General features: G+C 38.0%; 11 protein-coding genes. 7 read left to right on the plus strand and 4 right to left on the minus strand.

All coding sequences use genetic code 11. From position 1 onward, the window contains the following. Window positions 1-92 precede the first annotated feature (92 nt). The 4 genes from ACQ7EO_RS18510 to ACQ7EO_RS18525 all read left to right on the plus strand — a co-directional run bounded on the left by ACQ7EO_RS18510 (window position 93) and on the right by ACQ7EO_RS18525 (window position 3385). The gene (locus ACQ7EO_RS18510) at window positions 93-1619 is read left to right on the plus strand and encodes a fumarate hydratase (protein WP_004726542.1); all 1527 of its coding nucleotides are present in this window, start codon (window positions 93-95) and stop codon (window positions 1617-1619) included. Window positions 1620-1701: 82 nt separating this feature from the next. Further along, window positions 1702-2250 (plus strand): hypothetical protein, encoded by a 549-nt coding sequence (locus ACQ7EO_RS18515; protein ID WP_434278323.1) that lies wholly within the window; start codon window positions 1702-1704, stop codon window positions 2248-2250. 58 nt (window positions 2251-2308) lie between these two features. Continuing rightward, window positions 2309-2794, plus strand: coding sequence for a DUF2059 domain-containing protein (locus ACQ7EO_RS18520; RefSeq protein ID WP_434278324.1), 486 nt, complete (start codon window positions 2309-2311; stop codon window positions 2792-2794). A 57-nt stretch (window positions 2795-2851) separates the two neighbouring features. After that, window positions 2852-3385 (plus strand): DUF2059 domain-containing protein, encoded by a 534-nt coding sequence (locus ACQ7EO_RS18525; RefSeq protein ID WP_419335130.1) that lies wholly within the window; start codon window positions 2852-2854, stop codon window positions 3383-3385. 60 nt (window positions 3386-3445) lie between these two features. Here the strand turns inward: ACQ7EO_RS18525 and ACQ7EO_RS18530 are convergent, their stop codons facing one another. The 4 genes from ACQ7EO_RS18530 to tig all read right to left on the minus strand — a co-directional run bounded on the left by ACQ7EO_RS18530 (window position 3446) and on the right by tig (window position 7839). Further along, window positions 3446-4195 carry a DUF2846 domain-containing protein gene (locus tag ACQ7EO_RS18530; RefSeq protein ID WP_004726536.1) on the minus strand — a complete coding sequence of 250 codons (750 nt, stop codon included), beginning with the start codon at window positions 4193-4195 and terminating at the stop codon, window positions 3446-3448. A 164-nt stretch (window positions 4196-4359) separates the two neighbouring features. Further along, window positions 4360-5670 carry an ATP-dependent Clp protease ATP-binding subunit ClpX gene (gene clpX, locus ACQ7EO_RS18535; RefSeq protein WP_034609735.1) on the minus strand — a complete coding sequence of 437 codons (1311 nt, stop codon included), beginning with the start codon at window positions 5668-5670 and terminating at the stop codon, window positions 4360-4362. A 36-nt stretch (window positions 5671-5706) separates the two neighbouring features. Further along, complete coding sequence (gene clpP / locus ACQ7EO_RS18540; RefSeq protein ID WP_004726532.1) at window positions 5707-6318, minus strand: ATP-dependent Clp endopeptidase proteolytic subunit ClpP; 612 nt, start codon at window positions 6316-6318, stop codon at window positions 5707-5709. A gap of 189 nt (window positions 6319-6507) precedes the next feature. After that, complete coding sequence (gene tig, locus ACQ7EO_RS18545; protein WP_004726530.1) at window positions 6508-7839, minus strand: trigger factor; 1332 nt, start codon at window positions 7837-7839, stop codon at window positions 6508-6510. 432 nt (window positions 7840-8271) lie between these two features. Between tig and ACQ7EO_RS18550 the strand changes: the two genes are divergently transcribed. From ACQ7EO_RS18550 to ACQ7EO_RS18560, 3 genes are all read left to right on the plus strand, one after another. Then, window positions 8272-10563, plus strand: a complete 2292-nt coding sequence (locus ACQ7EO_RS18550; RefSeq protein ID WP_151800922.1) for a TonB-dependent receptor — start codon at window positions 8272-8274, stop codon at window positions 10561-10563. A 123-nt stretch (window positions 10564-10686) separates the two neighbouring features. Next, on the plus strand, window positions 10687-11370 hold the full coding sequence (locus ACQ7EO_RS18555; protein ID WP_004818896.1) for a Fe2+-dependent dioxygenase: 684 nt from the start codon (window positions 10687-10689) through the stop codon (window positions 11368-11370). 45 nt (window positions 11371-11415) lie between these two features. Then, window positions 11416-12516 carry an alpha-hydroxy acid oxidase gene (locus tag ACQ7EO_RS18560; RefSeq protein ID WP_434278327.1) on the plus strand — a complete coding sequence of 367 codons (1101 nt, stop codon included), beginning with the start codon at window positions 11416-11418 and terminating at the stop codon, window positions 12514-12516. Window positions 12517-12627: the final 111 nt, after the last annotated feature.

Raw genomic sequence — 12627 nt, forward strand, 5'->3', positions numbered from 1 at the left:
TAGGCTGAAATTAGATCTAAGCCACCACAAAACAAGCAATATCACGTATAATTTAGCCCGCTAGCTAACAGCCCGCTCAAGAGATTTTTGATATGACAACTATTATCAAACAAGATGACTTGATCACATCGGTCAAGGACGCGCTTCAGTTCATTTCGTACTATCATCCACAAGACTTTATCCAAGCGATGAGCCGTGCTTATGATCGTGAAGAGAACCAAGCTGCAAAGGATGCAATTGCACAAATCTTAATTAATTCACGTATGTGTGCAGAAGGTCATCGTCCAATCTGTCAAGATACTGGTATTGTTAACGTATTTGTTGACGTGGGCTTAGATGTTAAATTTGATTTAACCATGAGCTTAGATGATGCGATCAATGAAGGTGTACGCCAAGGTTATTTAGAAAACAGTAACGTACTCCGCGCTTCAGTTTTAGCAGATCCTGCTTTTGGTCGTAAAAATACCAAAGACAATACACCTGCTGTAATTCACTACAAACTCGTTCCAGGCAATAAAGTCGATATTACTGTTGCAGCGAAAGGTGGTGGTTCAGAGAATAAATCTAAACTGGCAATGCTTAACCCTTCTGACTCGATCGTAGATTGGGTACTTAAAACTGTGCCAACGATGGGTGCGGGTTGGTGTCCTCCAGGAATGCTCGGTATTGGTATTGGTGGTACTGCTGAAAAAGCCATGATGCTTGCGAAAGAATCGCTCATGGAAGAAATCAATATGGACGAGTTACTTCGCCGTGGTCCACAGAACCAAATCGAAGAACTGCGTATTGAAATCTTTGAAAAAGTAAATGCATTGGGTATCGGTGCACAAGGCCTTGGTGGTTTAACCACAGTGCTTGATATCAAGATCAAAGACTACCCTTGCCATGCTGCTGGTAAACCAGTCGGTATGATTCCAAACTGTGCTGCAACTCGTCACGCTCATTTCCAGTTAGACGGTTCAGGTATCGCACATATTCAAGCGCCTTTACTTTCAGATTACCCAGAAGTGACTTGGGATACGTCAACATCTAAACGTGTTGACTTAGACAATATCACACAGGAAGAAATGAACTCATGGCAACCAGGCGATACATTATTATTGAACGGTACCATCTATACAGGTCGTGATGCTGCGCATAAACGCATGGTTGACATGTTGAATAAAGGCGAACAGTTACCTGTAGATCTCAAAGGTAAATTCATTTACTACGTGGGACCTGTAGATCCTGTAGGCGATGAAGTTGTAGGCCCTGCTGGCCCAACAACAGCAACACGTATGGATAAGTTCACACGTCAAGTCCTTGAAGCGACTGGCTTGTTCGGTATGATCGGTAAAGCGGATCGTGGCCCTGCTGCTGTTGAAGCAATCAAAGACAATAAAGCAACTTATTTGATGGCTGTTGGTGGTGCTGCTTATTTAGTATCTAAAGCCATTCGTGAAGCAGAAGTTGTTGCATTTGCTGACTTAGGTATGGAAGCTATTTATAAATTTAAAGTACAAGACATGCCTGTATCTGTTGCAGTTGATGTCAATGGTACTTCTATTCATGCGACTGCACCTAAAATCTGGCAAGCCAAAATTGGTAAAATCCCAGTGGTTGATGCTGTTGCACAATAATCTGATCTAAAGCTTAGATTAAGCTTGAGCATCACTTAAAAAGCACTCTATGATTAGAGTGCTTTTTATTTTGAGTCAGATCATGAACTTTATAAAATATATTATTTTTTCTGGGTTATTTGTATGCTTGATCTCTATTCAAAGTTTTGCTTCAAACACTGATAGTGACGCCGTTGACCGGCTAGCGCAAGGTATCATTACCAATCAAATATGGCGCCTACAATACAATGAAAGTGCAAAAAAGATTTATCAAAATCAAGCGGAAAATTTAATCAAAAACGGATTAAGTACAATAGGACTAACTGATAAAGAAAAACAAATCATCCCTCAAATTGTAGAGATTTATCAGGCAATACCAGAGAATATTCTCCGAGACCCACAATTTATCGCCCAAACCAAACAAATTCTTTTAGAATCGTTAAGTTCTCAAGAAATTGAAATGCTCTCACAGCATGACACAACGTCGAGCCAAGAGCTGTACACAAAACTTGCCAATATTGACACAGAAATATTCCTAGAAAGCAATGCAGCTATTCGTAAGGCAGTCAATGACTCTCAATTTATCCAACAATATCGCAATAAAATTGGAGAAATTATTCAGCAACTGCATCATTTAGATGAAAATAAATAATGGAAACCCTATGAAAATTAAGCAGTTCGTTTTAACTTTAAGTTTATGCTGCATCACAATGTCAAGTTTTGCATCTCCAGCAACAGATAAAAGTGTCGACAAATTGATGCAACTCTCCAATATCTCAGAGATTTTCAAACAAAGTACTCGTGATATGCAACCCTACTTTGACGATCAAGCAGAAGCACTTGTTCGCCAAGTGACGGGGGTTCAAACATTGAATATCGATCAGCAAAATGCAGCACTACAAATTAGTGCGCTGTATAGTGATATTCAACAACAGCTGGTGACTGACCCAGAATATCTCAATATGTTTAAATCATTATTTAAAAAGACCTTTACTGAAGAAGAAGTTCAAGCCAATATCGCTTTTTTAAGTACACCGATTGGACAATCTATCAATCAAAAGATGAACACGCTTATGACAGAAGTCATGCAAGAAACCGCAAAGTTTTCTCAAGAAAAAATGCTAAAAGTAGAAAATCAAAAAGCCCTGAAAGAAAAAATGGAAACGATTTTAAAGCCGATTCTTCAAGTTGAATAAGCTTTTACTCAACCATTTTATGATGTGAATTACAACCAGAACTTATATAGGTATTTTATGAAATTACTCCAACACTTACTACTTGCAAGCGCATGTATCAGCACAAATTTTGCTTTTGCAGCGCCCGCTTCAGACCAACAAGTTCAACAATTATTAAAAGTCATGAATATTGATGAACTGCTACAAGAAACCATACAACAGATTCGTCCTCAGCTGGATCAACAAGCTTACCAGATCATTCAAATGACAGTAAAAAAAGATCAGCTCAATCCACAAGAACAAATTGTCGCCAATGAGCTTGCTGACAAAATGTATGAGCAAAGTAAAAAAACTGTTGCGTGGGATCAAATCAAACCAATTTATCTTAAGATTTATAAAGACATATACAGTGCTGAAGAAGTTCAAGCTCAAATTGATTTTTATTCAAGTGCGATTGGACAGTCGATTCTGAAAAAAACACCTCAAGTTGCTCAAGAAACCATGAAAGTCATGAACAGCCAACTGATTAAAAGTGTACAAACCGCATCTGAAGACTTTAAAGAAGTGACTAAAAAACTAGATGCTTTAAAAAAGGCCGCAAATACTCAATAAAACAAATAAGAAAAGAGAGCCTCGCTCTCTTTTCTATATCAAACATCATCTAGCGATAGATTACCAAGTCATTGGGTTCCAAAGTTTAAACTGCTGCCCCAAGTGCACATCATCACTCACTTTGTACGGTTCACCTTTGATTTTTTCTTTAGGTTTGATCACTCGTCCATCTGCAGTCACTTCAGCCACGAAATTAAGGCCTGGAGTTTTCAGTTGAGTCATTGCAATTTCTTTAAGTCCTTGTCGGGTAGGCATTTGCATTAAAGGCCCTACACGTAATAACCCTGCTTCACCATTGGGTCCACCGCGAAATTTTTCTTCTTCATATTTGACAAAATATTGCCCGCCAGCTTCCACTGAGAAGTAAGCAACTTTGGGTTTCTGGAAATGAAAAACCGTTAATGGGCGACTGAGACTTAATTTATAGTCACCTTCAGCCAGTTCAATCCAGTAATAATGATTACTGATCAAACTTGGAATTTTCTTACCATTCAGAAAAAAATTGTTTGGAATAATTTCTTGTCTATTCCAACGACTGTCTGGTCGATAAAAATACACAATTGCAGCTTGAGGATTCTGTGGTTTAACCAGCTTAAAGTATTGCCCCGGTTTTTGATTGACCCAAGATCCGGTAGAGAATGATGCAACTTTATATTGTTCAAGCTTTTCATGAACCAACGAATCTTCTTTTTTGAAATCGATTGGATCTAAAGTTGAAACAACTTTTGCAGGTTGCTGTTCAACAGATTGATGACTTTGACAAGCTGCCAACCCACAACTGATCAAAACGACTAGACCGATGTAACGCATGATTTTCCCTCACCGCGTATTTTTTATTTTCGTTTTTAATAAACCCTATTGTCTACAGCCAGCTTAACATTTCAATGACCATTTAAAAATAAAAAACGTGCAAATAGTCAAGCTACTTGCACGTTTCAGATGAATTGCACTGAGGATGTATCAGAATCCAGCTTTTAAGCTGATTTTGTATCCAACACCTTCAAATCTACTTTTTCAACTTCAGTATTTTCATGCTTTGGTTGACGTTCAGATTTGAACTCTGGTGCAGCTTTATCGTTAATCACCGCTTCATTGATAATCACAGTACCAATGTCTGAACGACTTGGTAAGTCATACATGGTTTCAAGCAATACATTTTCTAAAATAGAACGCAGACCACGTGCACCTGTATTACGCTCTAACGCTTTTTTCGCGATCGCACGTAAAGCAGAGTCTTCAAAAAGAAGGTCTACATTTTCCATCTCAAAAAGATATTGATACTGACGCGTTAATGCATTTTTTGGTTCTGTTAAAATCTGCATCAAAGCTTCTTGATCAAGCTCTTCAAGTGTTGCAATCACAGGTAAACGACCAATGAATTCTGGAATTAAACCAAATTTCACCAAATCTGCGGCTTCAACTTGACGGAATAATTCAGATACTTTCTTACTATCGTCTTTATTCTTTACGTCTGCGGTGAAGCCAATGCCTCCTTTTTCTTGACGTTGTTGCACAACTTTTTCAAGACCAGAGAATGCACCACCGCAGATAAACAAGATATTTGCAGTATCGACTTGAATAAACTCTTGCTGTGGATGTTTACGTCCACCTTGAGGCGGAATTGACGCAACCGTACCTTCAATCATTTTCAACAATGCTTGTTGCACGCCCTCGCCAGACACATCACGTGTAATCGAAGGGTTTTCAGATTTACGGGTAATCTTGTCAATTTCATCAATGTAGATAATGCCCTTTTGTGCTTTTTCTACATCGTAATCCGCTTTTTGCAAAAGTTTCTGAATAATGTTTTCAACATCTTCACCAACATAACCAGCTTCGGTCAAAGTTGTTGCATCAGCCATTGCAAAAGGTACATCAAGCAAACGCGCAAGTGTCTGTGCCAGCAATGTTTTACCTGAACCTGTCGGTCCAATCAGCAAAATATTACTTTTAGCAATTTCAACGGCATCTTTAGGCTTGTGACCTGTTTGTGATACTTTTAAACGTTTGTAATGGTTATACACTGCAACTGAAAGTGTTTTCTTTGCTGTGTCTTGACCAATTACATACTGGTCCAAAGCCGCACGAATTTCATGTGGTTTTGGCAATGGACGTGTTGCCCAATCGCCTGTTTCCACCTGCTGACTCGTTTGCACTAAGTCTAAGCACACATCCACGCATTCATTACAAATATATGCGTCCTCGCCTGCGATCAGCTTACCGACTTCAGACTGCGTTTTACCGCAAAATGAACAATGCTTTTGTCCTTGAGGAAGATCGGACATTTTCACTCCAAATTCTTAAATCTTATCTATAAATGTTTAGTCTTGAGGTCGTTTACTTAATACCTGATCCACTAAACCATATTCTTTTGCTTGCTGTGCAGTCATAAAATTATCACGATCTGTATCTTTCGCGACAGTTTCGTAATCTTGACCACTATGTTCAGCCATTAAACGATTTAAACGTTCTTTGATGAATAAAATTTCACGTGCATGAATTTCAATATCCGATGCTTGACCACGGAAACCACCCAATGGTTGGTGAATCATCACACGCGCATTTTCCAAGCAATAACGCTTACCTTTTGCACCAGCATTTAATAAGAAAGCCCCCATAGATGCAGCTTGACCCATACAATAGGTCACTACATCAGGCTTAATAAATTGCATCGTATCGTAAATTGCCATACCCGCAGTCACTGAACCACCAGGTGAATTGATATATAAATGGATATCTTTATCTGGATTTTCAGCTTCTAAAAACAACATTTGCGCGACAATAAGATTCGCCATGTTGTCTTCAACTTCACCAGTTAAAAAAATCACACGTTCACGTAAAAGACGTGAAAAAATATCGAAAGAACGCTCACCACGTGAAGATTGTTCTACGACTACTGGCACCAAAGCGCTTTCAATTGATGGAACATACATACGTTATTTATTCCTGAATTCTTGTTACTTCACTCATGTTCACAATATGAGGGATAATTGCTGAAAATGCAAAATATTCCCAACTTAATATCAGATATTTTTTGCATAAGTATTGTGAATGGAATGATTAAATCCATGTTTAAGCTCATAAAAAAAGGCGCCAAAGCGCCTTTTTTTAGATCAAACAACTTAGCCTTGTTGGCGCGCTTGTTGCTCTTTTAACAAATCTTGATAGCTAACAACTTCATCAGTTACTTTAGCAGCAGCTAAGATATGATCAACAACTTGATCTTCTAACACTACGCCTTCGATTTGAGCACGTTGTTGCTTATCAGTTTTGAAATATTCGATCACTTCAGTCGGATCTTCATAAGAAGAAGCCATATCTTCGATATAAGCATCAACACGTGATTGGTCTACTTCAAGTTTAGCGTCAGCCAATACTTTGCTTACCAATACACCAAGTTTAACTGCTTTTTCAGCTTGTTCTTTGAACAATTCATCAGGAAGCATGCTGCTGTCAAATGCTTTAGCACCTTGAGCACCAAACTGTTGAGTAAATTGTTGAATCATTTGTTGACGTTGACGATCAATTTCTTGAGCCAACATAGATTCAGGAACTTCTACGTCATTTGCAGCAACAAGTGCATCAAAAGTTGCACCTTTCACTTGGTTACGTAGGCCATTTTTTACTTCACGTTCCATGTTTTTGCGAACGTCAGCTTTTAATTTCTCAACGCCTTCTTCTTCAGTTAAACCGAAGATTTTAAGGAATTCAGCATCAATTTCAGGAAGTTTTTGTTTTTCAACAAGTTTAACTGTGATTTTGAATTGAGCCGCTTTACCTGCTAAGTTTTCAGCTTGGTAGTCTTCAGGGAAAGTTACATCAATCACTTTCTCTTCGCCTTTCTTCATACCAACGATACCGTCTTCGAAGCCAGGGATCATACGACCAGAACCTAAAACAAGTTTAAAGTCTTCAGCAGCACCGCCTTCAAACTTCTCACCATCAACAGTACCTTCAAAATCGAAAGTTACTTGCATGTCTTTTTTAGCCATGCCTTTAGTTTCAGTCCATTCAGCGCGTTGCTTTTGAAGATTTTCAAGCATTGCATCAACGTCTTTATCTGTTACTTCAGATGATTTACGTGATACTTCAAGACCTTCAAATTTAGCTTCAACTTCAGGATAAACTTCAACTGTAGCTTGATAAACTAAAGCATCATCTTTGTTTTCAACTTTGTCGATGTTTGGCATACCAACAGCGTTGATTTTTTCTTGTTGAATTGCTTCAAATACTGTGTCACGAATGATGTCGTTTACAACTTCTTGGTAAATACCAGCGCCGTATTCACGACGTACAACGTTTACTGGCACTTTACCTTGACGGAAGCCGTTGATCTTCACAGTTTTGGCAGTGCGTTTCAAGCGAGCTTCAAACTGCTCGTTAATACGGCTCGTCGGTACAGATACATTTAAACGACGGGCAACGCCCGAAACCGCTTCAGAAGTTACTTGCATGGCTTCCTCGATAGAATTTAATAATTACAGTTTTTCAAAAAGTGCCACATTATATGACAACATTTGAATATATACAAAACACCTGTGTAAATCATTTTATTTCGATCACTGATTTTCTCATTGTGACGCTTTTTTTAATAAATTATCTTCGACTCGATGACAAAATAAAAATTTTGTATTTCTTTATGAATTTACCAAATTCAAATACTTTAGTGACATTAGAATAAATTTATTTACATTTTGAAATATCTAGAAATAAAATTAAATAAATAAAATTCAAAAAGTTAAGTGAAATTTCAATACATTTTTAATTCATTTTCTCATCATAAACATTTAAAACCATCGACAATTTCAATTTCAAACAGATGCAATAAACAATAAGAATCATTATTATTCGCATACAAATTTACACTACTCTTTGTGAGTTCACGTATGTCTTTTATCAAATCACGCAAAAAGATTGTTTCTACTGCAATCGCATCTTCACTTTCAGTTATTGCAACATCAGCCATCGCTCAAGACGAAATCGCAAAGCTTCCAACAATTAAAGCACAAGCGACTGTAGAACAAAGTTTAAAAGTAGATGAGTCTGCCAATAAAAAATTTGTTGCACCTTTATTAGATACACCTAAGTCTGTATCAGTTATTTCAAAACAATTGATTGAAGATACTAAAGTAACCACTTTGAGTGATGCCCTTCGTACAGTACCTGGCATTACCTTAGGCGCTGGTGAAGGCGGTAACCCAAATGGCGATCGTCCATTTATCCGTGGTTATAACTCTGAAGGCTCGATGTATGTTGATGGCGTACGCTCTACAACTTCACAAAATCGTGAAATGTTTGCTGTTGAGCAAGTAGAAGTAACCAAAGGGTCTTCTTCAATGCTTGGTGGTGGTGGTAATGCCAGCGGTAACATCAACTTAATCTCTAAAGTCGCTAAGAAAGGAGATTCTTTAGAAGGTTCTGTGCAAGCTGGTACTGATGATTATCAGCGTATTACTTTAGACGGTAATAAAGATTTTGGTAATGGTATTGCTGCTCGTGTTGCAGTGATGGGGCACCACAATAATAAGGCTGGTCAAGGTGATGATGGTTCAGAATATAAACGTGCTGGGATCGCACCAAGTATTACTTTTGGTTTAGATACTGCGACACGTGCAACTTTAAGTTATTACTATTTAAAAACAGATGATACACCTGATGCAGGTGTTCCATACAACAATCCAAACAATTATGCTGCTGGCTCAGGTAAACCAATTGATGTTAAACAAGGCATCTATTATGGCTGGAAAGATCGTGACTTCCAGAGACAAGAAAACCAAATTGGTACATTTAAATTAGAGCATGATTTAGCAGATAACTTAACCTTAACGAATGTTGCGACTTACAGTAAATCAAAAAATGACTATGTCTGGACACAACCAGATGACAGTCAAGGTAACTTTATTAACTCAGCCACTGGACAATTAAAAGATAAAGGTATCTGGCGTCGTGCCAATACTCGAACAACCGATATTGATACATTTAGTGACCAACTTTTCTTAAATGGTAAATTCAATACGGGTTCATTAAAACATAGCTTTATTGCAGGTGCTGAATACTCAAAATTAGATGGAGATAAAGGTACATATGTCGTTACTGACCCAGCGACAGGTAACAGCACTGCAATTGGTGGTAGTATCACAGCTGGGGCATGCACCCTTGCTAATTCAAATGGCTGGTGTACTTCTACATTTAACCCGAACTCAAAGGATCCGTTCTTAGGTTCTGTACAAGCAAATAAACGAGTAACAAATACAACAACTGAAACCACAGCATTTTATCTCAGTGATCATATTGAGATTAACCCTCAATGGCTTGTTGATTTAGGTGCTCGTTGGGATAAATTTGAAACAGAATTAACCACATATAAAAATGGGACAACAGCACTTCCAACACCGACAAAAGTAAATAGTGATTCTGATTTTTGGAGTTGGAATGGTGGTGTAACATTCAAACCTACAGAGAATGGTAGTATCTATGCAAGCTATTCAACCTCTGCAACTCCTGTAGGTATTGATGCAAGTGAAAGTAGCGAAGCGGCTCCATCTGATGCAATTAAAAATTTAGACCCAGAAAAAGCGCGCACTTATGAAATCGGTACTAAATGGGATCTATTAAATGATAAGTTAAATTTAACTGCTGCTATTTTCCGTACTGAAAAACAAAATACGCGTATTCAAATTGATCCAACTACATATACCAATGGTGGCGACAGCAAGGTCGATGGTATTGAACTTGGTTTAAACGGTAACATTACTGATAAATGGGCTGTTTCAGCGGGCTATACATATTTAGATAGCGAACAAACCAATCCAGGTCCATCATGTACTCGTGCTGGTGTTTGTACATATCCAAATGCGGCAAAAGGGAAACAACTACCAAACGTACCTAAAAACTCTGCGACACTATGGACGACTTATAAAGTATTACCTCAAGTTACACTTGGTGCTGGTGCAGTTGCAATGGATAAAGTCTATGGCAATGCTACAAATACAAAATGGGTTCCAGGTTATGTCCGTTATGACGCAATGGCAAAATATGATGTCAATAAAAATGTTAACTTACAGTTAAATGTAAATAACCTTTCTGATGTCCGTTATTTCAGCAAAGCGTATGCATCTCACTATGCAACAGAAGCAGAAGGTCGTAGCGCAGTATTGTCGATCAACTTTAAATATTAATTGAAAGAACAAATCCATAATTATTTTATGGATTCGTTTTAAATGATATAAAATAGCCTCTGTACAGAGGCTATTTTTCTATAACCGATTACTCTGCAATCAATTTGATTAAAAGGTATTAAGATGATCCATCATATTCCTAATGTATTAAGCAAAGAACAAGTTCTATATTTTAGAAATACAATGCAAAGTACAGAATGGATTAGTGGTCAATATACAACAGGTTCACTTTCAGCCAATGTCAAAAAAAACCAACAACTGCCAGAAAATCATCCATTAACACAACAATTAGGCAATATCATCTTAGACGCTCTAGGACAAAATGCTCAATTTTTATCAGCAGCATTGCCATTAGAAATTCTTCCGCCATATTTTAATCGTTACGAAAATAACCAATCTTTTGGATTTCATGTTGATAACTCCATCCGTAATATTCGCGGTACTCAGCAACGTATCCGTACTGATCTATCTTGTACTGTTTTTTTAAGTGAACCTGATGAATATCAAGGGGGTGAACTCGTTGTTGAGGACACTTATGGCTATCACGAAATCAAACTCCCTGCGGGAGATCTAATTCTGTACCCTTCCACAAGCCTTCATGAAGTAACAGCTGTGACTCAAGGTGCTCGCATCGCTTCTTTTTTTTGGCTTCAAAGTATGATTCGCGATGATGCTAATCGCCATATGTTATTCAATCTAGATCAAAGCATTCAAAATTTAAGAATTGAATTAGGTGATATGCACGCTGAAGTCGTTAAACTCACCAGTCTTTACCATAATTTAATTCGTAAGTGGGCTGAATTGTAACCCTCCATCCTGTGAAATTGATTTTCTCAATCGGTAAGTTTTCTCATGAGTAAAAAAATCCAAGCACCACTCACTCAAATTCCAACATATTTACAGACCATTGCGGATTACGAGAAACAAGCAGAACAGCATCTATCTGAAAACACTTGGCACTACTTGCAAGGTGGGGCGATGGATGAGCAAAGTGTGCAAGAAAACTTACAACAATTTAAAAATATTCAACTGATTCCAAGACTGCTCAATGACTTAACTCAAGGCTCGACCGAATGTGAAATTTTAGGACAAAAATTTCCTCATCCAATTTTTCTTGCACCGATTGGACATCAACAATTGTTCCACCCTGACGGCGAAACTGCGGCTGCACTGGCGGCCGAAGTTTTAGGAAGTAATATTGTACTGAGCACTTTCACCAATACTGATATGCGAAGTTTAAAACAAGAAAACCCTTTGAAATGGTTTCAACTGTATTGGCAAGGTGATCGTGAGAAATCATTGGCCTTAGTTCGACTCGCAGAACAACAAAATTTTAAAGCACTTGTGATTACAGTAGATTCACCGCATACAGGGATTCGTGATCGTGAACGTCGGGTGAATTTTCAATTGCCAGAAGGCATGCAACACCCCCATACACCCACCCACATTCCCCTACCCGAAATTTCTGAGCATCAACACCCTGTATTCAACGGTTTAATGCAAATTGCACCCAAATGGGCAGATATCGAATTTATAATTGCCCATAGCCATTTGCCTGTAATTTTAAAGGGTGTGCTACATCCACTCGATGCAAAAAAAGCAGTCGAAATCGGAGTAAAAGGCTTAATCGTTTCCAATCATGGTGGACGGGTACTCAATACGAGTATTTCCCCACTGATCGCCTTAGCAAAAATTAAGGCCGTTGTTCCGCATGATTTTCCTTTGCTTTTAGATGGTGGAATCCGTCGTGGTACCGATATATTTAAAGCATTGGCATTAGGCGCATCTGCGGTGCTGATTGGCCGTCCTGCGATCTACGGGCTCTCTGTTGCTGGTGCTTTAGGTGTGGCCCATGTGATTAAAATTTTAAAGGAAGAATTTGAAATTACCATGGCATTAATGGGAACAGCTACCGTAAAAGAAATCAATCAAGAATATATTTTTCAAGATTAAGTCGTTCAAAGGAAATTTTTCTCTCAACTGATATTTTTTATGCAAATTAAGGAAATTATTTCCAAGATAATTGTTTTAGAATTAATCTCAAGTTAAACCATTTGTAAGTTA

The organism is Acinetobacter sp. CE-15 (assembly GCF_051059255.1).
Taxonomy (GTDB): domain Bacteria; phylum Pseudomonadota; class Gammaproteobacteria; order Pseudomonadales; family Moraxellaceae; genus Acinetobacter; species Acinetobacter guillouiae.